The organism is Sedimenticola selenatireducens (assembly GCF_963675335.2).
Taxonomy (GTDB): Bacteria; Pseudomonadota; Gammaproteobacteria; order Chromatiales; family Chromatiaceae; genus Sedimenticola; species Sedimenticola selenatireducens.
The window spans coordinates 1,675,023-1,701,107 of sequence record NZ_CAXXYC010000004.1 but is presented as its reverse complement, the minus strand read 5'-3'; the positions used below and the strand labels follow the sequence as shown (position 1 = coordinate 1,701,107).

The 26,085-nt window shown below is 47.9% G+C and carries 20 protein-coding genes; all 20 read right to left on the bottom strand.

Translation table 11 applies throughout. From position 1 onward, the window contains the following. Positions 1-105 precede the first annotated feature (105 nt). The 20 genes from ACHZBF_RS19120 to ACHZBF_RS19025 all read right to left on the bottom strand — a co-directional run bounded on the left by ACHZBF_RS19120 (position 106) and on the right by ACHZBF_RS19025 (position 26,061). Positions 106-2,055, bottom strand: coding sequence for a polysaccharide biosynthesis protein (locus tag ACHZBF_RS19120; protein ID WP_321529310.1), 1,950 nt, complete (start codon positions 2,053-2,055; stop codon positions 106-108). A gap of 99 nt (positions 2,056-2,154) precedes the next feature. Beyond that, positions 2,155-3,606, bottom strand: a complete 1,452-nt coding sequence (locus tag ACHZBF_RS19115) for an MBL fold metallo-hydrolase (RefSeq protein ID WP_321529309.1) — start codon at positions 3,604-3,606, stop codon at positions 2,155-2,157. A gap of 90 nt (positions 3,607-3,696) precedes the next feature. Then, entirely contained in the window at positions 3,697-4,257 is a 561-nt protein-coding gene (locus ACHZBF_RS19110) for a sugar transferase (RefSeq protein ID WP_273439492.1), read from the bottom strand. A 48-nt stretch (positions 4,258-4,305) separates the two neighbouring features. Next, positions 4,306-5,289, bottom strand: coding sequence for a UDP-glucose 4-epimerase family protein (locus tag ACHZBF_RS19105; protein WP_321529308.1), 984 nt, complete (start codon positions 5,287-5,289; stop codon positions 4,306-4,308). A 19-nt stretch (positions 5,290-5,308) separates the two neighbouring features. Next, positions 5,309-6,436, bottom strand: a complete 1,128-nt coding sequence (gene wecB, locus ACHZBF_RS19100) for a non-hydrolyzing UDP-N-acetylglucosamine 2-epimerase (protein ID WP_321529307.1) — start codon at positions 6,434-6,436, stop codon at positions 5,309-5,311. Beyond that, the gene (locus ACHZBF_RS19095; RefSeq protein ID WP_321529306.1) at positions 6,429-7,439 is read right to left on the bottom strand and encodes a polysaccharide biosynthesis protein; all 1,011 of its coding nucleotides are present in this window, start codon (positions 7,437-7,439) and stop codon (positions 6,429-6,431) included. Before ACHZBF_RS19095 ends, wecB begins: the two co-directional genes overlap by 8 nt. A gap of 15 nt (positions 7,440-7,454) precedes the next feature. After that, positions 7,455-8,312: a dTDP-4-dehydrorhamnose reductase family protein gene (locus ACHZBF_RS19090; RefSeq protein ID WP_321529305.1), complete on the bottom strand. Its 858-nt coding sequence runs from the start codon at positions 8,310-8,312 to the stop codon at positions 7,455-7,457. Continuing rightward, positions 8,312-9,556: a glycosyltransferase family 4 protein gene (locus ACHZBF_RS19085; RefSeq protein ID WP_321529304.1), complete on the bottom strand. Its 1,245-nt coding sequence runs from the start codon at positions 9,554-9,556 to the stop codon at positions 8,312-8,314. Before ACHZBF_RS19085 ends, ACHZBF_RS19090 begins: the two co-directional genes overlap by 1 nt. A gap of 27 nt (positions 9,557-9,583) precedes the next feature. Continuing rightward, positions 9,584-11,047 carry a hypothetical protein gene (locus tag ACHZBF_RS19080; protein ID WP_321529303.1) on the bottom strand — a complete coding sequence of 488 codons (1,464 nt, stop codon included), beginning with the start codon at positions 11,045-11,047 and terminating at the stop codon, positions 9,584-9,586. Beyond that, positions 11,044-13,521: a hypothetical protein gene (locus ACHZBF_RS19075; protein WP_321529302.1), complete on the bottom strand. Its 2,478-nt coding sequence runs from the start codon at positions 13,519-13,521 to the stop codon at positions 11,044-11,046. Before ACHZBF_RS19075 ends, ACHZBF_RS19080 begins: the two co-directional genes overlap by 4 nt. Positions 13,522-13,525: 4 nt before the next feature. Next, the gene (locus ACHZBF_RS19070) at positions 13,526-14,713 is read right to left on the bottom strand and encodes a glycosyltransferase (RefSeq protein WP_321529301.1); all 1,188 of its coding nucleotides are present in this window, start codon (positions 14,711-14,713) and stop codon (positions 13,526-13,528) included. Positions 14,714-14,735: 22 nt separating this feature from the next. Beyond that, positions 14,736-15,638 (bottom strand): glycosyltransferase family 2 protein, encoded by a 903-nt coding sequence (locus ACHZBF_RS19065; RefSeq protein ID WP_321529300.1) that lies wholly within the window; start codon positions 15,636-15,638, stop codon positions 14,736-14,738. 50 nt (positions 15,639-15,688) lie between these two features. Continuing rightward, complete coding sequence (locus ACHZBF_RS19060; RefSeq protein ID WP_321529299.1) at positions 15,689-17,059, bottom strand: polysaccharide deacetylase family protein; 1,371 nt, start codon at positions 17,057-17,059, stop codon at positions 15,689-15,691. A 107-nt stretch (positions 17,060-17,166) separates the two neighbouring features. After that, on the bottom strand, positions 17,167-18,180 hold the full coding sequence (locus ACHZBF_RS19055) for a GNAT family N-acetyltransferase (protein WP_321529298.1): 1,014 nt from the start codon (positions 18,178-18,180) through the stop codon (positions 17,167-17,169). Continuing rightward, a complete protein-coding gene (locus ACHZBF_RS19050; protein ID WP_321529297.1) occupies positions 18,177-19,343 on the bottom strand; it encodes a DegT/DnrJ/EryC1/StrS family aminotransferase in 1,167 nt (388 codons plus the stop codon). The genes ACHZBF_RS19055 and ACHZBF_RS19050 overlap by 4 nt, the downstream gene beginning before the upstream one ends. Further along, positions 19,327-20,277, bottom strand: a complete 951-nt coding sequence (locus ACHZBF_RS19045) for a sulfotransferase (RefSeq protein WP_321529296.1) — start codon at positions 20,275-20,277, stop codon at positions 19,327-19,329. The genes ACHZBF_RS19050 and ACHZBF_RS19045 overlap by 17 nt, the downstream gene beginning before the upstream one ends. Positions 20,278-20,282: 5 nt before the next feature. Continuing rightward, entirely contained in the window at positions 20,283-21,653 is a 1,371-nt protein-coding gene (locus tag ACHZBF_RS19040) for a hypothetical protein (protein WP_321529295.1), read from the bottom strand. A 277-nt stretch (positions 21,654-21,930) separates the two neighbouring features. Next, positions 21,931-23,379, bottom strand: a complete 1,449-nt coding sequence (locus ACHZBF_RS19035; protein WP_321529294.1) for a lipopolysaccharide biosynthesis protein — start codon at positions 23,377-23,379, stop codon at positions 21,931-21,933. A 157-nt stretch (positions 23,380-23,536) separates the two neighbouring features. Further along, positions 23,537-24,289, bottom strand: a complete 753-nt coding sequence (locus ACHZBF_RS19030; RefSeq protein WP_321529293.1) for a class I SAM-dependent methyltransferase — start codon at positions 24,287-24,289, stop codon at positions 23,537-23,539. A 71-nt stretch (positions 24,290-24,360) separates the two neighbouring features. Further along, positions 24,361-26,061, bottom strand: coding sequence for a prenyltransferase/squalene oxidase repeat-containing protein (locus ACHZBF_RS19025; protein ID WP_321529292.1), 1,701 nt, complete (start codon positions 26,059-26,061; stop codon positions 24,361-24,363). Between the last annotated feature and the right edge of the window lie 24 nt (positions 26,062-26,085).

Sequence of the window (26,085 nt, the reverse complement as noted above, 5' to 3'; positions counted from 1 at the left end):
ACGGCACGTCCATCTCGCTCCAACTCAAAAGAGCATAAGCGCGGCTGAAGCCGCTTATACGGGCCAGTTCGTATCCGACCCACTGCACCGAACGACCCCGAAATATCAGATGCTCTCATCCAGCTCTGTCTGCTGCTCCAGATAGACCCAGTCGACGATTTTTTCATCCGGCTGGTAACCGGAGACCACCTGCTCCAGTATGGCCTTGATAACATCCACATCATTCACGTTCAATGCAATGGTCAAGGTATCCAACTTCTCTTTAAGCGCCGGCCAAGGCAGAAACTCATCATGGGCTTTCATAATCCGGGGGTGAGACGTGGTCTCGGGATTATCACCAATCAAAAGCTCTTCATAGAGTTTCTCACCGGGCCGCAGACCGGTGATCTGGATATCAATATCCCCGTCGGGATTGGCGTCATCCTGTACCGTGAGGCCGGACAGTTCCACCATGCGTCGGGCGAGATCCAGGATCTTGACCGGCTGCCCCATATCCAGCACGAAGACATCCCCCCCCTTGGCCATGGCACCCGCCTGAATGACCAACTGGGCCGCCTCGGGAATGGTCATGAAGTAGCGGGTAATATCCGCATGCGTCAGAGTGATCGGGCCACCATCCCGGATCTGCTGACGGAATTTCGGCACCACCGACCCGGAGGAGCCCAGCACATTACCAAAGCGCACCATGGAGAATTTGGTCCGCGGAGACTCAACGGCCAACGCCTGCAATACAATCTCCGCAAGACGCTTGCTTGCGCCCATGATATTGGTGGGACGTACCGCCTTGTCGGTGCTAATCAGCACAAAATCGGTAACGCCCTGTTCGGCCGCCACCCTCGCCGCCGTCAAGGTACCAAAGACATTATTTCTGACGCCCTCCGCCGGATTATGCTCAACCAGTGGCACGTGTTTGTAAGCAGCGGCATGATAGACAGTATGCGGTTGCCAGGTGGAGATAATCTCCCGCATCCGCACCTCGTCCCCCACCGAGGACAATAGCGGTATCAGGGTAATTCTTTTCTCTGAAGACGCGGCAAGCCTGCCAAGCAATTCCTGATGGAGTTCATACAGGGCAAACTCACTCTGCTCAATCAGCAACAGGGTTGCAGGCGCGAGTTTAACAAGCTGTCGACAAAGCTCACTGCCGATGGATCCCCCTGCGCCGGTAACCAGTACCACCTTATCCGTCACGCACTTCCCCAACAGGATGTGGTTAGGCGCCACCGGTTCGCGTCCGAGCAGATCATCAATGTCCAACTCCCGCACATCGGACAGGGTGACCTTACCCTGGGCGAGATCGCCCAGGCTGGGCAGGGTGCGTACCGCCACATGGTAATTCAGCATCCGCTCGAGGATCTCGTTCCGGCGTTTACGCTGAACAGACGGTAGCGCGAGCAATACATCCGTTACGCCCCTTGACTCTATCAGTCCAGGCAGATCGTCCAGGCCGTAGACCGGCAGGCCATTGAGGCTCTGACCATGCAGCCGATCATCATCGTCCAAAAAACCGGTCACCCGCACTTCCAGACTGTTAGCCATGGCGGAGGCCAGTTGCCGTCCGGACATACCTGCTCCATAGATCAGGGCCTTGGGCAGTGCGGCTATTTTCAACTGACTCTGATACATCCCCCCCAGCCAGTAACGGGCCAGGGCACGCGACCCGCCCACAGCAAACAGTAACAACAGGGGTTGGATCAAGCCAACGGTCCGGGGTACACCCGCGACCCCGATTGCGGTAAAAACAGATGAGAACAGCAAGCCATAGATGACAATCGCCCGCATAACCGCGAGTAACGCAGGCCACCCGGAATAGCGAAATATGGCCCGATACAACCCTGACACAATAAACACGGGCAACGCCAGCCCCAGTGATGCCAACACCGCCCATATTGCAGGGCCAGTCAGGGGCACAAATCCACCCAGCCGCAGATAGTAAGCCAGCCAGACCGTCAGCACACAGAGCGCGGCATCCACCGCCAGGGCAATAATCCGCTTGGCATAACGGGGCAGTGCCAGCACCGGTAGTGCGGTACGTTTATGCAATCTTTCCAACATTACAAATCACCTGCAGGTGCGGCCTCAGCCGCAAGACAATTCTGATGACAATAGTGGATGCACCCATGGCGCCCATCCATCGTTACCGCCGAGGAAGATTCACCCGGCTATGACCACATCTGATTCAGGCAACATCTGTTGCAGCTTCCGCTGAAGCGCACGCTTGGCATCGTCATCCCCATGCACCAGGCGAATCTGCTGCGGCTGATGGCGAATACCCCTGACAAAGCGTAACAGACTGGCCTGATCGGCATGGGCGGAATAGCCGCCAATGGTATGCACTTTGGCACGAATGGTGAGTCGCTGGCCATCCAGATCCACATAACCGTTAGTTGGACCATATCTCTGGATAATCCGTCCCGCTGTGCCAGCGGCCTGATAACCGACAAACAGCACATCGTGACGTGGATCTCCCAGCATCGCTTTCAGATAATTGACCACCCTGCCACCGCTGCACATACCACCGGCGGCAATCACTACCGCCGGCCGTCCGGAACCGGCCAGATAAGCGACCGTTTGCAGATGCTCTTCATGATTCTCCACCGTATAGAGCTGCTCAAACGCCAGCGGATGCCGCCCGGCGCGTATCCGTCTGAGTGCCTCCTTGTCCCACAAGTGGCGCAACCGGCGATAGCTGTCAGTCATTTTCGCCGCCAATGGAGAATCAACAATAATCTCCAAATCATCCCAGCGCACGCCACTCCCGGCTTTCCGGCTGCCCATGCGATGGATCAGGCCCTCGAGGTCGTAAAGCAGTTCCTGTGTGCGACCGATGGAGAAAGCGGGCACCAGTACGGTGCCGCGATTAGCCAGGGCATGTTCAATCACCTGCCGCAAACGTAGCTGACGCTGGGCGCGGTTTTCGTGCAGCCTGTCACCATAGGTACTCTCCAACACCAGCAGATCGGCACGCCAGGGCGACTTTGGTGCAGGCAACAGCGGCGTATAAGGCGCCCCCAGATCCCCAGAGAACACTACCCGCCAATCCCTTTGTGGTCCTTGCTTTAGTGCATCGCCAACCTGAACCTTCACCTCCACATAGGCCGATCCCAGAATATGTCCGGCGGGATGCAGTTTGATACTCACCCCATCCCCCACCGGCTGCCACCGCTTATAGGGCAACGCAATCACCTGACGCTGGATCTGCTCGAGAAACCGCGCAATCAACGACACATCACGGGTAAAACCTACCTTGAGGGCATCCTCCAGCACCAGCGGCAACAGCAGCGCCGACGCCTCACTGCAGAAGATCGGCCCACGAAACCCGGCGGCCAGCAGATAAGGAATCCGCCCCACATGATCGATATGCACATGGGTCACCACCAGCCCCATCAACCCGTCGACAGGAAATTCGATTTCCGGGTTCTCCGCGGGGCTGCCTTCAGCAGAGACCTCAGTCCCTTGAAAAAGTCCGCAATCGACCAGCAGGGAGCGTCCATCAGTCAGTCGAAGCTCGTGACACGAACCGGTTACGCCATTGACTGCGCCGTGATGGTGGACGGCGCAACCGGCATCCAGAACCGATGTTTCGGTATCCCTGCTAATATCCATATTCCTTCATTCCCTTGTTTGATATTCAACTTGGCTTTTTGATAGAACCTTTCGAAATATCCAGTTCGGCAGCCTGGTGGCACTGGCTATTCAATGCGACACACCGTCGCGGCGTAAAACCTTCAAGAAGGTCAGCCATAAAATCCGCATATCAAACCAGAACGACTGCCGCTCTTGGTACTCCAGATCCAGTTTGACCTTTTCGGGAATAGGCAATTCATCCCGACCATTCACTTGCGCCCAACCCGTCAGGCCAGGAACAAGTTTATGCACACCATACTCTGCCCGCAGGGCAATCAAATCATCCTGATTGAACAGCGCCGGACGTGGCCCCACAAAACTCATGTCACCCTTCAGAATACTCCACAACTGAGGCAGCTCATCCAGACTGGTCTTGCGCAGAAACGAGCCAATTGGCGTCAAGTATGCTGCCGGATCAGATAGCAGATGTGTGGCTACGGCCGGAGTTTCGATCCGCATGGTGCGAAACTTGGGCATGCTGAATATACGATTGTTGCGTCCGATACGATCAGACCAATACAGGGCAGGACCGGGTGAAGAGATCTTAACGGCAATGGCAATTAGCCCAATCGGTAAGATCAGTAAGATAGTTGTGACAAAGATCATCAACAAATCAAACAGGCGTTTCATATCTCTTAAATATCATTCTACCGAATATATTGGCGTACACGCTGAGTATCAAATTACAGAACACTCTTGGCTGCCAATTTGGTTGGCTAAAAAATCCTCTGCTGTCCCATGCAATGCCTCATCCACACTTACCGGTGGAGCCCAACCCAAGAGCTCTCGTGTCTTAGTGATATCGACCTCTAGAGAACCGCACAATCTTTGAGAGAGTGATTTTTTTCCCAGCATCTTTGCTCCTGCTTCCAACAACCAACTCGGCACCGGTAACAAACGGGCTGGCTTACCCAGGGCGAGACCCAGTCTGTGCAATAACTCAGTAGTCGACAGATCCTCGCCATCGCTGACCAGGAAGATCTGGTTCGCCGCGGCAGGATGATCGATACAAGTCACAATCAAATCGACGAGATTGTCCAATGCAACCAGGCTGCGTCTATTATAGATTGCGCCAAACGGCAAGGGCACTCCTCTGTGCAGCCAACGCATCATACTGAGAAAGTTGGCTTTCACTCCCGGGCCATAGACCAGTGTCGGACGGATAAGTACCACCTCCATCCCGGTGTCCGAGGCGAGCGCTCGCAAGCCCTGCTCGGCTTCCATCTTGGAAATGCCATACGGATCTATAGGCACCGGCTGTGCATCTGCGTGGAAAGGCACGCCACTCAGCGTGCCCTCCCCGTTGACCTTGATCGAGCTGATAAAGATGAAGCGGCGCACTCCTGCCACCACCGCCTGCTGCGCAAGGTTCAATGTGCCCTGCACATTAACCCTGCGAAACTCGGCGAGCGGGTCAGATGCCAATTCTCGCATCACATGAGCGCGTGCAGCGCTATGGATAACGACATCAACCCCCTTCAGCGCAGTTTTCCAGTCTGCATCCGGCTCAAGCCCCGCAACTTGCAGGCTATCTACATTTCCAGGGAGCGTCACTGTGGTATTGCGCACTGCGGCGACCAACTCAAGGTTGTCTAGGGTTGCCATTTTTTCCAGCAATCCCCGGCCAACAAAACCGGTAGCGCCGGTCAACAAAATGCGCATTTATATGCCTCGTGAATACTCAGCCTTTCGACCAGACAGTACGGTTGATGTAGTCCGTGTAACTGAGCACCACCCTGACCACCTGCTTCGACACCGGGCCCGCCTGGTAGTCCTTCACCACGGGAATCACGCGCCGGGTAGAGTCATGCTGGGCTGTCACCACTCGCACTGCATCCAGTACACGGTCCTTTTTCAGACCACTCATGATCAGCGTGCCTTCATCCATCCCCTCGGGTCGTTCATGCGCGTTGCGAATCGTAATCGCCGGTAGGTTCAGCAGCGAAGCCTCCTCCGTAATCGTTCCGCTATCGGAAAGTACGCAGAACGCCGACATCTGCAGCTTGATGTAATCCAGCAAACCAAACGGTTTGACGAAGCGAATCCGCGGATGATCCAGCGACTCACCCAGTGCCTCCAAACGACTGCGAGTACGGGGGTGAGTAGACACGATGACCGGGTACGGATAGGTCTCAGCAAGCGCCCGCAGCGTTGCCAGTAAATCCCGCAGGTTATCGGGGGTGTCGACGTTCTCTTCCCGGTGGGTACTGACGATAAAGAACCTGCCCTCCTCAAGCCCTTCCCGTCGCAACACATCGGAGGCCTGGATACGCGGCATGTAGTAATCCAGCACTTCCTCCATGTGTGAACCGGTCTTGATGATGGTTTCGGGGCGAATACCCTCAGCAATCAGATAACGGCGCGCATGCTCGGTCAGCACCATATTGATATCACTCAAATGATCGAGGACCTTGCGATTTAGCTCCTCCGGTACACGCTGATCAAAACAACGATTCCCTGCTTCCATATGGAAAACGGGAATTTTTCTGCGTTTAGCAGCAATTACTGCCAAGGTTGTGTTTGTGTCGCCATACAGTAAGAGCGCATCGGGTTTTTCCAGTTCAAACACCTCATCAGCCTTGGAAATCACCTCCGCTATTGTCTTCGCAGCCGTCTCTCCAGCAGCCCCCAGAAAATGATCCGGTTTGCGAATATCCAGATCATCGAAGAAGACTTGGTTGAGCTCGTAGTCGTAGTTCTGGCCGGAGTGCACCAGCACGTGCTCCACCTGCCGATCCAGTTCCGAGATTACCCGGCTCATCTTGATCAGTTCCGGGCGGGTACCCACCAATGTCATGACCTTAAGCATCGAGCTGCTCCTGAATGTAATCCAGCTTCAGCAATAGCTCCTTGATGCCTGAAATATTCAGACGCTCGGTATTGTGTGAGGTGTAGTCATCCAGTTCGGAGATATGCCGCTCACCCTCGACGAAAAACTTTTTGTAGTTTAGGTCCCGGTTATCCGCCGGAATACGATAATATCGCCCCATGTCTTCCGCCTTGGCCATCTCCTCGCGAGAAATAAGCGACTCATACAACTTCTCACCGTGTCGAGTGCCAATTACCTTGATAGGATTTTCTCGGGAAAACAACTCCTTTAATGCCTGAGCAAGATCAGCTACCGTAGAGGCAGGCGCTTTTTGCACAAAAATATCGCCCTGTTCCGCATGTTCGAATGCATGTAATACAAGATCTACAGAGTCTTCCAGCGACATCAGAAACCGGGTCATATTCGGATCGGTGACTGTTAGCGGCTCATCATTTTTGATCTGACTGACAAACAGTGGAATCACTGAGCCGCGAGAAGCCATTACGTTACCGTAGCGGGTCGCACAAATGATCGGCCCTGCCTCTGGAATCATCCTTGATTTGGCGACCATGAGCTTTTCTGCCATCGCCTTGGAGATACCCATGGCATTGATTGGATACACAGCCTTATCGGTGCTTAGCAGCACCACCCGCTTGACGCCGGTAGCAATCGCCGCATTCAACACATTCTCCGTACCGACGATATTGGTACGTACGGCCTCCATTGGGTAGAACTCACAAGAAGGTACCTGCTTAAGAGCCGCCGCGTGGAAGATATAGTCCACACCGACCATGGCCTGGGAAATACTGTCGTAATCACGCACATCGCCGATATAGAATTTGACCTTGTCGTTTGCGAGTGCGATACGCATGTCTTCCTGTTTTTTTTCATCCCGACTGAAAACCCGGATTTCTCGCACCTCCGTATCGAGGAAACGATTCAGCACCGTATGCCCGAAAGATCCAGTCCCGCCAGTAATCATCAAAACTTTGTTGTCAAACATAATTCGTTTAACTCCTTAGCGTGCCTGCTGCATGCTTCTAATCAACTCCGGCCAGTTCGGCGGCTCATAACCCGATACTTTCTGGAATAGGGTTGAATCCAGAGATCGGTCGATGACCATCCCGTCATCGGGCTGGATAACGATGCTCTTGTCGTAAACTTCCGCCACTAATTTCAACAGGTCATATTTGGCAATTGGCTCCGCTGAAACATGATACAAACCGCATAAAGCGTGCTGCGGCAGTACCCAATCGTGCATTACTCTTGCCAGCTCCACCGTCGGCATACCCGAAAAAATGGCCTTGGTATATCCCTTAACCTGACCCTCCTGGGATAAAAACCAGTCCAGCAATGCATAGTTTGAATTCAATTCGTGACCAATGATTGATGTACGCAAAGTAATCGCATGAGCATGATCATGCAATTCCCCCATGTACTTGGATTTTCCGTAGAGGTCCCTGGCATCTGAATAATCTGTTTCCTTGTATAGCCCTTTGTCTCCCACAAACACACAATCTGTACTAACATGAATCAGCCTTGCACCTGTTACCAGGCATAATTTCGCCAGCTGGTGCGGTAATAGAGCGTTCACTGGCAATACAGCTAATGGATCATTGGCATTATGAAGCTGCTTGATAAGCCCGACACAGTTGATCACTACTTCCGGCCGAGTCTGTGCGAAAACATCCAGTAATGCGTCCTGATTCAGAACATCCACACCGGAAATCAACCGGGATTGCAATTCGGCAGAAAACAAATACCTTGAGGCATCACTGCGAACTGTGCCCCAAGTCTCATGCAATCCGTTACCTGTAAACAGCTTCAGAACCGCATTGCCCAGCATCCCGGATGCTCCCAGAATCAAAACCCGCATCACCTTTCTCTCTCTTTCGAAGTCATTCTCTGTTCCAATACTTTTATCAGTCGGGTAGCCTGGCGGCCCATTTCGAAATGTTCGAGAAAATAGGCATATCCGTTATTTCCCATCTGCCCCCGCGACGCCTCATTCATTTCATAGAGTGTTATTATGGCGTTTGCCAAAGCTTTCGCATCCTCCGCCGCACAAACAAGGCCTGCACCAGACTCCTCTATTATCTTCGCTCCCTCTCCATTCAGAGCGGCAATAATTGGTTTGCCGGCAGCCAGATATGCCTGGACCTTGCTTGGAACCGTCAGCGAAAAAATGGTTTCATTCTTTAAGGTTACAATCAAACCTGCAGCATCCTGATAAATTTCGGGCATGACTTGCATAGGAAATCGGCCCGCCAAATATATATTATCAAGCTGCAGGGCTTCCTTTTTCTCCCGCACCCAGCCCAGTCGACTACCGCTGCCCACCATAACCACCCTGATATCATCATGATCTTTCAACAGCAATGTCGCTTGCACAATCGTTTCGACCGACTGTGCCGCACCGATATTACCCGCGAACACTATGCAAAATTTATTATGCAGCAGGCTGCTCAGTTCTGTTGGCAGCGCTCCCGTTTTACGCTCCACTCTAGATGGGTCGTCAATAGAATTAGGGTAGTAGACAATTTTATCGTCACTGGCCAGACGAGCAACTGGCTCGTAAAAGGCGCGAGATTGAACAAGCAAACTATCCGCAAAATAGTAAATCGCTCTTACCAAGCATCCCATCATACTGAGCAACAAAGGGTTGTTTACGTGTCCCGTTGCAGCCAGGCTCTGTGGCCACAAATCCTGAACCCAGATTGCGAGGTGTGCATTTTTCATCCACTTTAGCGGAACGGCTGCTATCGCAGATGTAATCGGCGATGGTGCGAATACAAGAATTGCATCAGCTTCTCGCCCTTTAACGAGCTTTGAAAAATAACGTAGCCCAGACCAGACAAAAGAAAAATAATTCAAAATCAGATCACGAGAACAGCCTGTTTTCCGGGTTCTCAATGGCACTCTGAAAATATCAATTACACCTCCATACTTTTCATGTAGAACGCCTTCTTCGGAGTAGCCATCAAACACTACACCATCTGGATAATTTGGCTTTCCCGTCAAGACGGTAACGTCGTGGCCCTGATTGTTAAGGTGCATAACCAGGTCGTTAATAATGAATGTTTCCGGCCAGAAGTATTGGGTGACAACAAAGATTTTCATAAAGCGGGGAGTGATTCTGCGTTACCCTTATAGAGTCTGATCTGTATCTGTATTTTTATAAAAGCGCGACAGGAATTTATCTCCAATAAAAATGATTATTACATTAAGTAAAATCGTCCCAAACAACAGATAGGATTGCTTGGGTACATAACCAAAACTGGCAAACCGAAAGGCAATGACTTGCGCAATCAATGCACACAAGATCAGATTTCTCCCCCCTAGGCGAAACACAAATGCTTCAAACAAGGCGGCTGCCGCTCCAAGCGAAAACATGCTGACAAAAAGAAATATGAATGATCCGGGATAAAAGAAAAAAGCGATGATCCCAGGTAACGAAATAAAATGATGCGCAGACTTATCTGTATCAATATAAGGCGATTCTATTAAGTTATTATCATAAAAACTGGTTTCATTTTCATTGTAGGATTCCTCAAGAGCATTCTTCCATAAATCCCATCCCAGATAAGGGTAACTGGACACCGCCATCACCCCTTCCATCCCGACCCAGCGATCAATAAATAAAGGGTTGGTCATATTCTGAGCTGTTTGCAATTTCTTAGCTGTCTGTAATTGATTAGCATGCTGATCATCCACATAACTCCCAGAACGTAAATAGTTGACTCCAAAAACCGATCCGAGAAAGAGTGCCGCAAAAATAACTCCTGAAACTAAAAAGAATCGAATACTGGATTTTATTGCATGTGGTTTTAATGCTGCTAAAACCCCATAGATAAGCGCGCCGCTGTTCAAGATCATGCCTCTGCTCAGCATGGAAACATTGGAAATCAAGCTCTCCAGGAATACCAAAATCATAGCAGGAAGATAGGTTTGTTTTTTGATCGCGAATTCAAACCGGAGAATCAAGGCTGAAACCGAAGCCAAGCCAAACAATAATAACCATTTGTAAACGCCATTCAGGCCGAAAGGCAATATCGTTCGGGTAATGCTACCCCGCTGATAAATTCCCAGATAGGCATTGGTGACAGCAACAACAAGAAACAAAGCCGCAAACCCGATCCAAATAATCTTGCGATAGTTCTTGTAGAATCCAAACAAGCCTTTCTGAGTGACGCCCTCTGTCTTCGAAGAATAATTGAAAGACAACTTTTCTCTCACATAGCTGGCTAACAGAAAGCCTGACAAGCCACAACTTGCCACCAACAATGCATGATCAAAGGCAGTACCTGTGCCACCGAAAAATCCGACGGCCTCATGAAAAACGCCATCAGCAAAAACAACTCTAACAGAAAGCTTGAACCAGAAACCCAACCACAAGAATATGCCTATAAATGTGTCAAAGAATATAGCGTTATTTCTGAACCCAAAGTAAAGCAGCAGGTTTGAGATTATTGTGAATAATATATATATGTAGCCCTGACCGGGATAGCTAGCAAACGCCAGAACAGATAGAATCAGAACCGCTCCCCAGAATATTAACAGGAGCATATTTATAATATTTCTGCTAAGAATTTCTTCCAAATTTGGACTCATGAAGATTTTCTCTCCGCGTTCAAGCTAAGCAGGTGATTTAACAAAAGCCCCCACAAGAAAAAAGTAAAAATGCCAGGATATGGCTGTCGTAGACCTACCCCCAAAGAGTTATCCACAAATAACAAAATCAATACAACTACGGATAGTCCTGTTAACCAGGGTAAAAGATAAATCTGCCTTTGGAGTCGATAAATCAGGGCGCAGGTATAAGCTAACAAAGCCAATATGGGGAACAAGGCAAGCAGGCCGTAATTATATATAAAATCCAGATAATAATTGCGTGCGCTTGGATATTTATTTCGATCTGGACGACTATCATGACCGAACATAAACGTTTCAGGGCTGCTCATCACCCCATTTAGAAAATAGCTCCAGGACAAAACGCGCTGTTGAATGCTCGACACGACACGCCCTGGTTTTTCTGATCCAACTGCCTGCATATTTTCTGCTATTTGATTCTCTTCTTGGCTTGGCTTTTCCTGGGTTGGCGATTGCAAAGCAATAGTATCCACAAAGCTTAATTCTTCATCAGCAACATCAGAATAGTTAGCCCATTGCAAATAGCTCCAGGACAAAATCACCGCCAGCATAAAAACCACTACAGGCATTTTCTCTTTTTTTGATCGCCAGTAATATACAGCCAGTACAAAAAAGCCGAACAATATCAAACCTATCGCTAACACGGAAAGCGAAGCTGCAACATAAAATGTCATAAAAGGCGCTAATACCAATACAGCACGTCGATAGGTCGGTAAATGCCATAGCGCAAAAAGTGCAATCAGATACCCGCTAACAAATATCACCGGTACATATTTTGTGAGTTGATAGATGCTGAATACCCCTCCCACGGAGGGCACCAGATAGGGTGACCCTTGATACCAGCTGGAGACAAGCTGCAATGGAACGATAACCACCAGCACCCAGAGAAACATCTTCCCGACTCCAATGCCAACATTCACCTTGCTGTTCGATTGATACATCTGCCCCAATACCAGGGCGAACATGGGTAAAACAAACTGTACTAGTAACACCAACTTCGCCTCTTGCCGCACAGGATCTCCCATGGTTGAAAAAATAGTCGATAATAGCATCAGTATACAGGTCAGAAATATTGTCAAGAAGGAGAAGTAAGCGCATCTGTACCCGCCCAACAATACAATACCTGCATAGCAAGCAAACACAGAGAGAGGAACGGGAAGGTTAAGCAATTTTCCATCAGAATTGAACTCATAGGAGGGATCATGAAATATTCCATGGCTAGCCTGGAAGAACAGGGGGAATAACAAAGCTATTGCGATGACCAGCTTAATTCTCCTGCGCATATACTCCGACAGTTGACGCGTCACTTCACCTTGCAGGTAACTTATATAGAAAATATAGGCTAGCACTGCACTCAATAGATATAGCCCCGCCATAGACTCCCTGCCGAGCAGATAATAAGCAAATGGAACAGTCGCCAGCAATAGAATATTCATCATGACATCCGGGCCAAAAACGTCATGTTCTTCGTCATTCTGTAATAACCTGAACCGTATTCGTTGCGCGTAAACCATTACTACACCGCCAATGAGGGACAGTCCCACAGCCTGCCAGAATAAATACGACTTACCAGCCATCTCAAGGACGGGCCACCGAACTACAGCGGCAATGAATATGACTACGCCACCCATAAGTGAGCTATTTAAGGCAGTACGCAAAAACCAGGGAGAATGACGTTTACCGCTCTGTTGTTCATGGAATGTGATGCTGGCGCCTAAGGCATTGGCGAAAATAGATCCGGTCAGCCCGCCTATCGCAAAGGCAGCAAATAAATCACCTGCGGTTTCTTTCCCCGCGGTATACAACAACAGAAGCCGAAATGTGTAAATAGTGATGCCAATAACCGCCGAAGAACCCAGGTGCGGAAATAGACTAATGTATAGCCCGCCCAATGACTTTGAGACAGCAGAAAATGCATTGACAATAGCACTCAAGTTTAACAGTAAAGGAAAAATGGCCCACAACCACAACCCCAGGTACGGGTCAGGCATGTTAAACATCAACCAGCCAAACCCAACTGCAAGTAGCAGAGACTGAACCACAAGGTAAAATTCAGCTTCTTTGTTGCGCCCAAGCCGTTCCATCTCACTGAGCTGCACCTCGCCCAGCCACTCCACAGCGCGTCTCAAGATCAACACAATCGCAAGGTGAGACTCGACGCCGGCACCAACACTGAGAAAATAAGATACAACCGAAAGCGGCATGAGCAAAATCAAGCGTGCAAGCATGATTGACTTCGCAGATACAGGAGACGATTTGCTTAGGATAAGACTGCGGGCGTTAGCGGAAAAAGCGAAAAATAATGCCAAGGATGCGCCGTGAACAATACCTATGTCTGCAGCCAGACTCGAATTGCCGCTTACCCCCAAGGCTATCAATAAAGCTGTCATGGCGAATGTATTCGCCATGACAGCCATTGGAAAAACCAGATTCACTCCGTTAATCTGCCATTTTTTTAAGTAATGCCCGATAACGCTGGGCTTGGGTACGCCACAAAAAGCTTTTATGCACCATCTCCTTGAGAACCTTTCCGCTCTCTCGCATTCGCTCAGGTGAGGTCAACGCTTGTATCAGTGCTTGCCCGATCGAGTGAGCATTTGCCTGAATCTCTATACCCGCTCCATTCCGGGCAAATTCATCCAACCCGCATCGATCAGAAAAAATCACTGGGGTGCCACATATTCCCGCTTCAAGCACAACAATTGACATAGCCTCCTCACGAGACGGGATGACCAGGCACTTTGCATGTCGCAGGGCGTTGATTTTATTATCACCGGTCACATAGCCGGCAAAATGCACACGATTATCAACACCCATCGTTAAAGCATCTGCCTTCAAGGTTTCCATCAGGCCAGAATCCGGACCGGCAAATATCAAATGCAAATTGGGAAATGTCTCGGTAACAGCTGCGAATGCTTCAAGCAACAAATCCGGTCCTTTGATTTTATCCAGACGCCCAAGGAAGAGAATATACGGATGACCATTCAACGAAAATCGTTTGTCCAAGGTGGACTGTTTTTCATATTCACCCAAGATTTGATATTCATAATCATCAGGGTCAACTCCGTTGGGGATCACCACAACTGATTCGGGCGTAACGCCATAATGCACAAAATCAGGTTTCTCATCCTCGGTAATTGCCACCCAGGCACTGGCAGAACGGACAATGCGTTTACCAATAACGAAATCATATATCCGCTTCAGCCATTGCGAACGCCCGAAACTTTTAAGTGCGCCCGCGGGACATACGACATACGGCTTGTTCTGAAATAGGCAGATAACCGCCACTATCGCATTAAGTAACGTCCAATGGCCCATCAGGTGCACAACATCATACTCGGATATCAGTCGGGCAACCCCTCGGCGCAAAGGTCCGGGAATGAAATACCGAGTAAAAACACATGGTAGCTTGTATACCTGAGCCCCTGAAAGCTTATTTTCGTAGGCTTGTACATCGCCAATATCAAAGGTGAGGATTCCGCATTCAACCAGCTCTTTTGTCATAAATCGCGCAAGTTGAAATGTACGTTCTGCTGTCCCTCCGCCTGAAACGGGATCTAGCAAATGGTTAACAAATAATATCCTCAAAACAATACTTCCAGAAACGGAAAAAATGTATATATCCAAACAAATGAGTTACCAAACAACATTACTTCTCTAGTCTAACGCGCTTATCAACCATGCTGGTTCTAAACCTGGAAAGAGCCAAACTGAAATAGGTTTTTAAAAGAGCCATGGATATCCTGACCCCCTTATCCAAAGTCGGAAGACCCCGAATCAGTCTCTCCCTAAATAGAATGGAATGTTGTAGTTTACTTTTGAATGAATCGTTTGTTACCCGCTGCTGCATCAATCGCAGAAATCTAAGATCTCTTTCCAACAGCCCCAGGCGTCGATGCCAATTCCATCGTGATGCCTGACTATCCGACTCAGAGTGAATTCTGTATCTAACCAGCGGGACTGAACATGTTTCAATAACGCCATAGTGCTGATAGAGGGTCAGCACGGTGTACCAATCTTCAAACTCCAACTGCTCTGGGAATGGAATAAAGTTCCGAATAGCTTCACGCCGAGCGAAAATCAAACCGCCCGTTTTGTTGTAATAGAAGCACGTCTCCAGGTCAAAACTAGAAACAAATGTCCTACCAAGCGGAGAAGAGTTTTCATCTATTAACTCCGCGGAATGAAAAAAAAACGGCGTTTTGATGTTCTCAAAGTACTTCAGTGAAATATTTACCAGGTCAGGATTCGCTTCATCATCCGCCCCCATTACAAAGAAGAATTCAGTTCTAACTGCCTCCAAGCCAGTCTGATAGGCTCCAACCTTGCCCTTTTCATATGCATTATTGAGACACGATATTCGCTTATCGACACTCGCCATTTTTCTTACAATATCGACCGTCCCATCGGTTGAATAATCATCAACCACTATAATTTCATCAACCGCGACACTTTGATTTTGTAGCGACCTAATTGCCTTCTCGATATATCGGGCCTCGTTAAAACAAAATAGTACCGCAGAGATATCTGCATCGGATAATGCTCTATTCATAACTGCTTATGCCCCAATAATTCTTAAGCTAGACTCTATTAACTTTGGTTTCATTGGGAAAGCACATCAAGATATAGTTTCCTCTCTTCAGCGCTGCACAATTGCGAGTTATGCCAAAGTAAAGTGAAGCAACCATCAACCGCTCGACAAGCAGCCTTGAGTCGCAGAAACTCTTGCCTAGCCCCCTGACCAAGACTCGAATTCATATAATGCTCACCTATTATGGAACACTCCATAGCCACTAACGGGCGGATGCGTAGCTTCAATGCCTTGCATTCGACTGGATCAAATGCAGGATATTCGAAGCATGTTCCACAACGAAAACCGGGTCGATCAGCATAGCCGAGGGTAGAATCGTATGTCATCCCGGCCGCCTCCCAGCCACGTAAGGTTACGGGATGTTTCCAGCGCAAGTAGTGCATGCGACCACCCCATTCATGTTGCAGAATTCCCTCCTCTCCGCAAACTCGACGCAGGCGATCCGCTTCGGCAACAATCTTCACTGGATTTCTATAAGTATTGTAGCTTGGATGGAGACCGATCTCGTGCCCACGGGCGTGAACATCGCGCATCAGTCGACGGATGGAAGGGTATTCGATCTCGTACGTGGCATCCATTCTCGGGTTAGTGCGACCGCTAATAAAGTAGAAAGCACTAGTGAGCTCGTGCTGCTCAGAAATATCCATAATCCAATTGAAGGAGTTCACAGGGTCTGCTGGATACAACCGCGATCTAGTGTTAACCCGAGACATAACACGAAAATACATATTTCTCCAGTCGCGCCTCTTGAGAAGATCACCGGCCATACCACGCAGGAGCCGATAAGTGCCATCAAAGCCGTAACGAGATGGCACATCTACATCGTGAGACACTTTCATTGAAAAGCGATGTCGCTTTAACTCTAGAGCCGGCCATTGCCGCTGGATAACTTGTCCAAGTAGATTCAGCCACTCATCTACAATAGGACGCCCTAGATAACCATTTCGATATGCGTTAGATGCGATGGCCGGGAAACGACCATGCTTGTCTAGATCCGTTCGGCCCACTTCTTCTTGACGAGAAAGCATCCAGTAAGTCAGTCCAAGAATATCGTAATGAACAACATATCCGGCATCGATTTTTCGAATCAACGGTACTGGCGGTTCTGTAACAGCAGGTGTTGGCAGGAACTCCTCTGAGGCCATCTGCCAATTTTCCGCAGTTCCATCCCAAAACCCGCACGAAAAATCGGAGTTGGGCTTGCTAAAAACTGACTGCAAAGTATCGAAGCAAATTTCACCAGATGCACCAGAGAGAGTCATTCTGATTCTATCGCCATCCCATTTAAGTACAAATGGATAGCCATAGCGCTCCAACAGAATAGTCTCGAGCCAGCATAAAGCCGCATCGCTCAGTTGCATATATGCCTTAGTCAAAGGCATTGAGGTGTCGCCTAATCTGGCTACCATACAAATTCCCTGACAATAACATCATCAGAACTCAAGTTGTCCTACCCGTATTTTCAACAATTTGGAATGTAACTTTGAACTTATCTCCGCCATAGGGTAGCCACGCAATCCCTTAGCTCGATCAACTTCGAGTTATTCTTTGTGACCGAAAAATAAGGGATCTGCTTAGCACCAAAAGAACGAAAGAACCGCTCGACAGGCTCAAGCATAGATCCCTCAAAATCGAAACTTTTTGTCACAGTTCCAGCGAAACGTATGGCCTCCCACATGCACAGGCTGGTGGCTCCGCTGTTTCGGAGCTTTGGATCTCCCCCGCCCATAAGGTAGTAGGCGCTATTTTCGTCCCAGATCAGGTACACTGCTGCGTGCACCCGCCCCTCTCCGTCTTCAGCCAAGAAGGTTCGTCTGGCGTTCCGTAGGTTACAAGCCTGGTCAATGCGCTTAACAAAATCCAATGAATACGGAATTACCTGCCCTTGCCTCAAAAAAGTCATTTTGTTGATCTTATAGAACTCCTCTATGGATTTGGCTTCACGAACCCTAAGCCCAAATCTCGCAGTAGCCTTTTTTATATCTGTACGTATTCCAGGTTGTAAATTTTGCCACAGCACATCCCTGTCACCGAGTTCGGTTATGACATAGCTATACCGAGTTGTCTGCCGAAATCCCTGCCAATAAAACGGCAGCCAGTTGGTTTGATCGCGATGCCAATTTTGTGCATAGCGACGAAAGGGCGGTAATTGCTCAATTAGCGCCTGCATTAAATCCTTTTCCTGCGCTAGGCGTTTAGCATATTTTGCACAACTTGGTCTTATCCAAGGTCCAAGCGTTTGTGTCAATGGCGGCTGGGTAACGGACAGAAAACCGTAATTTCGGCGGAGCACAAAAGGCAGCGTGGCGACAACTCCGCCTCCCTTTTCAACCACCGCCACATCCCAATTGTCGTTACCCGCTGTGGCATCTAACCACCAATCACGGCTAAAAATTGGAATTGAAGACTCCTCCAAGCAGAGGCGCCTATATGTCTCTTTAGAAGACTTCATCGGCAGGTTATTGAGGTTCGCACAAATCGCAGCTATCTGTTTGGCATTCAAGGATTCCGGCTTAGCTCACGGATACAGGCATCTAGGACTGACTCGGTAAGGCCTTGATGAATCGGGACATCCATCCAACACGTCGCCGCTTCAGTCGCATTCTTGCATGGTGTCGCCCCCTCGCTGGATAACAGGTCTGGCCAGTTAAAATTACCAGCGCGTACCCCCTGCCTCTGCAATCTCCGCGCGCAACGCCGCAACGCCACACAGTCTGAGAAATGTACCTTTTGCTTGAGCCAAGCCGGCGTGATATCTCCATTCACAGGCCAAGTACGACCGGGAACTTCAATAGCGAACCTTTCAGCCCGTAGGCTTCGGATGCCTTTTATCTCGTCGTATCTCGACAAGCACTGCAGACCTAATTCGGCCTGGACAGCGCCTATACCAATATCCTCCGCCTTGGTGAATGGGTATACCCTATGCAACCCTAGGCGCTGAATAAATTTTTCCAACAATCGGCCCTGCCGAGGGATAGCTTTCCTTCGTTCACCCATGGCTCGAATGAAATTTCTAAGCAACCCTATCTCCTCAGCTATCGACGGGATAACAATACCTCTTATAGAGTCTGAAAGGTAATAGGTCGGATTATTGACTAACACTGCCCCGCCCCATCCGAGGGAGATCGGCTTGTCATAATTAAAACTAAATAACGCAGCGTCTCCCAAAGTCCCCGCAGTGGCCGATCCAATGCACCCGCCTAACGTATGCGCGCAGTCCTCTATTAGAAGAACTTTATTTTCTTGGCAAAAGTCGATGATCGACCGAAAGTCGACCGGCACACCAGAATAATGGGTAACAATAATGGCACCTGTCGTTGAATCTGCCATTCGAAGCACAGCCGACCAGTCGAATAATCCAGGAGAAGATGCAAAATCATAAAAACGTAACTTTCCTCCGGCCGCTTCAATCGCATCCTGAACAGCGCTGCAATTAAACTCAGGTAGAAGCACAGATCGCCGTTGTCCAAGGTGTTGCCGCAGTAACCGTTCCAATCCAGAACGGGCGGAAGGCATAAGTGTAAGTGCCGCATGATCATCAACGCCTAAGTAGGACGCCAACGACGTCCGAAATACCTGCGTGGAATCACTACTGGCCCGTTTTGCCGCTTCTTCTATGTCTGACCAATTCCAGTACTCTTCGACTGTGTCAAATGTCGCCGGCATAGTTCCGCATTTTTTCGTAGAGTTCCTGATCGATACGAATATCTGTACGACGCACAAACTGCCGAGGGGGGGTTCCAATTCTATTAACCTGGCAATTGTTGGCATCGAAGAAGGTGCCCAGCGCATCAAGTATGGCATGGGTGTCTTCGCAAAACGCCTCGTAGTGTAGATTGAATACTCGCTCAGTGGAGACGCTTGCGTTTTTAAGATCTTGGGAAATGGTAGTGTGGATATGTCGAATCTGTTCGATGACCTGTTCGTGCACAGGCAGCGCTTTTAGTTTCTCAGCCTGCGGTGGTTCCATTGACCACCATGTGTCATATTTCCCATGCACCTTCATTCGCGCTTCTAGAAGCGAATGCGCATTATCCACTTCATCCCGATGCACAATAATAAACAGGCTCTCCGGAATATAATGTGCTATGGCCTGGATACGAAGCGAAGCATAGAGGTTCTTGAACAGCACTGGCTTACCAAATGCTTTAGCCAAAGTCCCCACAGAATGTCGAAATTCGCGCATTCTTTTTGGATCAGTTTCTTTCAGCGTAACGTAGGGTGGCCGACTGCGAAAAAACCGGTACCACCAGTCACCACACTCCGCTGGCGCATAGTCTCCACGCGTTTCTCCGTGCTCAGATTTATAATCCGAATCAGGTTTCTTAGCTAGGGGACGCAACCAGTGCTCGACTATAGCTGGCGCCCCGAACCAAGTACAGTGCCGATTACTGATGTAGCCAACATCAAATGCATCGGTAATTACTTGAATAGCAAGCGTACTTCCAGAGCGAGGCGCGCCGAGCACGAAGATTGGCGCATAGCGTAGCTGAGATTCAGATTGAGTGAAAAACAAACGTTCAGCCACGCCACCAAAATAGCGATTGCCCATTGAAAAGCCACGTGCAGCATACCGATGCCAATCAAACCATTTATTCATTATTTTTATTTCGGAACACTAAGCAACCACCATACCGGGTCGGCACAATGCTTACTCCAGCAGCGCTCTCCTTCCAATTCCTGATCTACCACCTCACCCCAATCAAGCATCCCCACGGGAACGAAGCCCCTTCGCTCCCATTCAATATCCAATTCTGATCCTGACTCCTGATAAATCAGCACATAGTCAGCTTTCCATTGCTTAACCCGCTCAATTACTTGCTCTGGCGTTCGCCCCCATAAACTTGGAGCACCCACGTAATTGGTATCAAATACAGCGTACCAGTCTGGTAGACAATGAAACGATCTTTCACTTGCCACATAAAGAGGCACTTCATGGATCACCCTGTAACCATTGAACACTTTGTCAAAAGATTCGTCTGGATCATCGAATGCGGCAAATACCCGGTTTCCTGGCCTCACTTGGCTTAAAAAATCAGAGACTCGATCCACAATTCCTTGAACTTTAAAAGGTGCTAACGGAGGAGAGGTTCCAATTGGTTCATTTATCGATCCATCACCAAGCATTATTGGCAACGGGGACGCGACAATCCAGTATGAAACTAACATAACTACCGAAACATGTTGAAGAAGTAGAATTGTCGCCAATGTAAACATAAGCATGTAGATGCTTTGTTCATCTGCGAACCTGGAGACGAATTTATTTGTTAAGAAAATGAGTATTCCAATGACCCAAATATGTGTATTCTCGACTGAGAAATAGAGACATACCACTAAAAACTGCAAGTATAGAAATATGAAGTAAAAAAAGTATATATCTAATTTTTTCGCAAATGTGGCCCTTTTATACTTTGCCCTCGAGCCAAGGATACCTATTGCACGTGCCATGTTGTATATATTGCCAGTAATCGATGCTTTTTCATCTTTTGTTGTTGATGTCAAGTTGAAATGGCTAAGTGTTTTTAGCACTGCAGGAAGGAGCGAAACTGCTGGCACTAAATCTCCATGGTAAATCGAATAAACTGCTATAAATAAACCAGAGATGAATAGAACAGTTGTACTTGTAAAGCTAACGCCTAACCACGACAGTGCTGCGACCCAGTAATTTTCTTGCTCAAGGCTCCAAATACCCAGTGGAAATAATGCCCATCCAAGAGCATTATAATTCAGAAACACGAACGACCCTGCAAAAAACGTCGTACTAAATAAGATTGCCGTAAATGCAAGCAGTGTCAGAACGCTGTTCGATGAAGCCGTTTCAACTGCAATCACATGCATTAAATACCAACTCAACATCGAAGAGAGCGGCAGAATAGCTGAAGCATATCGATATGCATACATACTGGGAAGTGTTATATGAAACAATCTTGACAGCTGATACCCGCCGAGCCCTAGTGCCGGTGAAATGCCATTCATCCCATATCGTTCTATATTATTGGCCTGCGTCCAATAAAACAGCGAATTTATTCCGTTTCTGGTCCTATAGCGGTTGAATTTTGACCACTGTCCATTCGCTAGCACCTTCGAGTTATAAAGAGTTGCTAGAAATCTGTAGGGGGACCATACCGCGAGAATAAATGGATACAAAACAATTCTTAATAGCACAAACTTGTCTTGCTTCGCGTATAGCTTCTTTATCATACTCATTCAGCTATTTCTCGAAAAAACTATTACCATCTTGGTTTTAACAACATCAAGCGCTGTGGATCGGCCAAATTCTTTGGCGAATAGTTATTCTGTCTTTTTTTGCCACTGAGAAAAATATGAGATTAACAACTAATATTGTCGCAACAATAAAAGTCATCCCGCTCATATCTCCACGCCCAAAGAAAATGAATCCAATGACAAAGCCAATTGTCGAACTGATTTGCATGGACATCACACTGAATTGAAAACCAACATTCCATAATCTCTCACTAATAATCAGGGCCGCAGTAACCCATACTAGATAGGTAAGTGCTGTCGCAAGTGCCGCCCCCATACCGCCATAGTCAGGTACTAGAAACCAATTCAATACTAAGCCTAATACAGCGGCACCAGCCATCAATGGAAGATTCAGATACGTCTTTTCCACTTTCCAGATACCTGCGCTTGCGATCAGGAAAAACCCATAAAACACCGCCTGCCAGGCGAGTATTCCCACGATGGGCCAGGCGCCATGGTAATCTGGACCAGTCAACCATTGCACTAGCCACGGGGATAGATATGTCAGTACCACAATTCCAGCACAGGCAAGTCCCATATAGAGCCGGCTAATCATACGAAATGTTTCTGGACCATCACTAGAGTGCATTGCATGCATGGCGATAGGCCACCAAGCTTTACGGAAGGTATCTACCGCGAGTAACAGTAACAGTGAAAACTTTGCACCGACGGCAAACAGACCGAGTGCCTCAGCGCCGTGGTAGTACTGGACAAACCATCGGTCGGCGGTGCTCATAAAGTAAATAGCTACACCCGCTGGTACCAGCGGCACGCCGAAGCGTATCAGTTGAGGCCAAAGATCCCAATGAATCTGATCAAATTTCCAAAAAGCGCGGATATGGAACCAACCGATGATCGCCACGATAAATGAGGCAATCGCTGCACCCAGAAAGAACCCCAGAATGCCCTGATTAAGGAGCAACACAAAGGCTAACACTAAGCTAGCTGCCAGTACGCTCTGTGCCAAGATGATGCCAATGTAGCCCCACGGGCGATAGAGCAGCCGCATGACTTCAGCGCTCTGGCTCATCACTTGGGTGAACAACGCGCCCACAAAGGCAATGGCGAAATATCCCCAGCTCAACTGCCCCTCAAAGAACCAGGCATTCAGCAAGGGGGCCATCAGAGTTGACAACAAGGTAATACAGCCACCCCAGATCAAGCGCCATTGCAGGATGGCCGAAACTATGCGAGCCTGCGCCACACGACCTTCCTCTTTTACCTTAAAGAAGTACATTGACTGCGCCGAGTCCATGCCCATGACCAGCAAAGAGGCAAAAAAACTGCTGAGGACAGTGAGCATCTCGATGGTGCCGTAGTCGGCAGGTGTGAAGATACGCGTATAGACGGGCAGCAATAAAAACGACAACCCTTTTGCCAGGATGCCGCCAAGGCCGTAGACAAGTGAGTCTTTGCCAAGTTGTATGAGGCGTGACATTATTCTACCAAAGGTGATATCAAGACAGTAAATGCTTTACCAATAATCTCGTACACCTTCAAAATTACTGCTTTTGAATTCGCGAGATAGGAACTCAGCAATCTTACATTCCTCGTGTTCGTTAAAATTCGCGAGAGATGCCCTAAGTGTATCCCGGTTATTTTTTATAAACGAAGCGAGCGATTAAGTTAATATCCATCCATTTGAAAAGGCCAAGTGGCCAGAAGCTAATGGACTGTCTGGTCAAACTTTGGTCTAGCTGGTGGATAATTTTGTCGGCATAGTTTGGGTGTTCCCAGCAAATGATTTTGTCATAGTTTATTTCAGTATTTTTGGTAAACCACCTCCGAGTTGTTAAATAGCGGCCGACTCCCCATAATATTCCTCCCTCTGTAGGAACTGCTCCAACCAATACACCGCCGGGCTTCAGAACCCGCTTTATTTGCTCAATATAGAAATCAAGTGGATATAAATGTTCCAAGGAGTAGAAGCTTATAACAACATCAACCGTTTCATCAGCTATTGGCCAAACCTCCTGCCTTTTAATAAGTATAGGGCAGTATTCGATATCAAGCTTTTCGAGCACCTTTTTGGGTTTCTCCAGCATGTCCTCATGCACATCTGCCAGATAGTAGTATGAAGGATTATCACCCCAGTATATCGAGTGATTAATATCCCCAGCCCCTATTTCCAATACAGTACTGTTATTTAGATTGGCTTCCGACATTATTTTATAGCCAGCATCATTTATCCATCGCCCAATACCCTTTTTTTGTGTTTCGTTATAGGCTTTGGTGGCAATTTTTTGCCATTGTTTCCAGCAGGCATCATCATAATCTATTTCTAAACCATATTTTTCACGATCACCCCAAAGTCGCCTTCTAACAAAACCGGGCATAAGTTTACGCATTCTCATAGAGGGATATAATTATCGAGCATCGTTAATAAACAAGATAAAGTGATATAAGACGTAATTCACAACTATTTATCGTGGGTATTTTCGTTGGCTATATAATGCCTAAAATCCACGTTCCATTTTAGTGTGGTTTCACCAGCAGTTGATAATTCTTTAACAGATCTGTCTAGCTCATTTCCATCTATGGTTACTTCTGGAGTATTTTTAGCTGAAAGTCCAGGGTAGTACCGCGAAGAAGCCATATGCAACCCTACAAAACGATGCCCAAAAAACAGGCTTCTAAACCCTTTTGATTTGGACTTTGCGTCTGTCTCAACAACGTCTGTGATTGAAATTTCCTGTTCAGAAAACTGTATATCCCTAGTGAGAGTAGCCGGAAAAGGCTTTTTTTTGCTAATTAATAATCTTACAAGAATTTTCTTAATGAAGTTGCCCATACGAACATTGCGCATTACCGTCAAATTGAGAACTCGCAACAGGATCATGCGAAACGGTGTTGGTACAGCATCTAATAGTTCATAAAATTGGATCTTAAAGACTATTCTATTTTCTGAATTCACTAAAATAGAATAATCTTGAGATATTTGTGTGGTAATTTTTTTGTTTCTTCCTGTAACACCAACATACCCGCAGTTATCCACTACAACTTTTTGCATGTCCTTGCTAAATACCTTTAAAACGCCCCCATTTCTCAAGCCGACTATAGCGTAATATTTACTGTAGCCAACAGCTACCATTCCCGCTTCTAAAAACACCCTAAATGATCTTTTTCGACTGAACGGCAATGGTGCTGGCGGCAGCATATTCTGTAGATTTTCCGACAACGCAATCTGATTTTCCGACAAAGGCGCAAGATTCCCCATATCTACATCAGACAAAGAAACAGCCAATCCACTTTCTCCTCCTCTCGATGCATTCAGCACAATTCCCGAAGCTTGCGAATTACTCTGCCCGAGAATGGATAGCCCGCCGGGATAAAATATATTGGTCCTCCGACTGCCGTACTCACCACCTAGAGTACCATCAGGATGTGAAAACCAGGCAAGAAATTCAACGCTATTGTCTAGGGCGGTAGCAAGCTTCTCCGTGGGATTCAAGCATTGATATCGTGACAGGTAATACATACAAAGAGATTGGTATCCCGGATCTGCCCCATCGTATTCCAAAAACCAACCTTCTCTGGATTGTTTACCAAGTACCTGAGAAACAATTTCTTCCGATCTTTTGAGAAACCGAACGTCTCCGAAATATCGATACGCGAGCATGAGTGACAGTGCCGCTCCGGCCAGGTGGTTTGAAATAAAGCCGTGTGCTTCAATGTTGTTCACCAAAAAATTGGCGGCTTTATAGATTTTCTCTATCTTCTGATTTTTCCAGTTACTTGGAACATAATCGCCGACTATTGAAATACTTTCTAATAAGGGTGAAATAAGAAATGCGGTAGCTCCGAAACTTCTTTCGTACGGAAAGGCTTGATCAAAAGATCCATCTTTATGTTGAATTTTTAATGCGAAATCTATACCGGCGCAGACCGAATCAAGCAAAGTACACTGGACTGGTTTGGAAAGACTTTCGTCATGTTTTAATAGCCATGCGAGCGTATATACATTTCTTTGGTAGGTTGCCTCTGGATAGTCAACCAACTTCCATGCCCAATATCGCCTGTCAAAGCATCCATAAGTTGAACTGTATGGATCTCTGTTCTGGATAACCAGGAGTTTCCTAGCAACACTCTTTATGGTGCTTTCAAACTTATCGTCCGACATTTTTGGTAACTGATTGCATTTTAG

Excerpts from the sequence above, each read along its gene's own strand:
- wecB (WP_321529307.1), bottom strand. The coding sequence starts at position 6,436 with ATGCTTAAGGTCATGACATTGGTGGGTACCCGCCCGGAACTGATCAAG.
- ACHZBF_RS19045 (WP_321529296.1), bottom strand. The coding sequence starts at position 20,277 with ATGAATAAATGGTTTGATTGGCATCGGTATGCTGCACGTGGCTTTTCA.
- ACHZBF_RS19120 (WP_321529310.1), bottom strand. The coding sequence starts at position 2,055 with ATGTTGGAAAGATTGCATAAACGTACCGCACTACCGGTGCTGGCACTG.
- ACHZBF_RS19110 (WP_273439492.1), bottom strand. The coding sequence starts at position 4,257 with ATGAAACGCCTGTTTGATTTGTTGATGATCTTTGTCACAACTATCTTA.
- ACHZBF_RS19080 (WP_321529303.1), bottom strand. The coding sequence starts at position 11,047 with ATGAGTCCAAATTTGGAAGAAATTCTTAGCAGAAATATTATAAATATG.
- ACHZBF_RS19105 (WP_321529308.1), bottom strand. The coding sequence starts at position 5,289 with ATGCGCATTTTGTTGACCGGCGCTACCGGTTTTGTTGGCCGGGGATTG.
- ACHZBF_RS19035 (WP_321529294.1), bottom strand. The coding sequence starts at position 23,379 with ATGTCACGCCTCATACAACTTGGCAAAGACTCACTTGTCTACGGCCTT.
- ACHZBF_RS19095 (WP_321529306.1), bottom strand. The coding sequence starts at position 7,439 with ATGTTTGACAACAAAGTTTTGATGATTACTGGCGGGACTGGATCTTTC.
- ACHZBF_RS19115 (WP_321529309.1), bottom strand. The coding sequence starts at position 3,606 with ATGGATATTAGCAGGGATACCGAAACATCGGTTCTGGATGCCGGTTGC.
- ACHZBF_RS19030 (WP_321529293.1), bottom strand. The coding sequence starts at position 24,289 with ATGCGTAAACTTATGCCCGGTTTTGTTAGAAGGCGACTTTGGGGTGAT.
- ACHZBF_RS19050 (WP_321529297.1), bottom strand. The coding sequence starts at position 19,343 with ATGCCGGCGACATTTGACACAGTCGAAGAGTACTGGAATTGGTCAGAC.
- ACHZBF_RS19060 (WP_321529299.1), bottom strand. The coding sequence starts at position 17,059 with ATGCCTTTGACTAAGGCATATATGCAACTGAGCGATGCGGCTTTATGC.
- ACHZBF_RS19065 (WP_321529300.1), bottom strand. The coding sequence starts at position 15,638 with ATGAATAGAGCATTATCCGATGCAGATATCTCTGCGGTACTATTTTGT.
- ACHZBF_RS19085 (WP_321529304.1), bottom strand. The coding sequence starts at position 9,556 with ATGAAAATCTTTGTTGTCACCCAATACTTCTGGCCGGAAACATTCATT.
- ACHZBF_RS19025 (WP_321529292.1), bottom strand. The coding sequence starts at position 26,061 with ATGTCGGACGATAAGTTTGAAAGCACCATAAAGAGTGTTGCTAGGAAA.
- ACHZBF_RS19090 (WP_321529305.1), bottom strand. The coding sequence starts at position 8,312 with ATGCGGGTTTTGATTCTGGGAGCATCCGGGATGCTGGGCAATGCGGTT.
- ACHZBF_RS19040 (WP_321529295.1), bottom strand. The coding sequence starts at position 21,653 with ATGAATGGCATTTCACCGGCACTAGGGCTCGGCGGGTATCAGCTGTCA.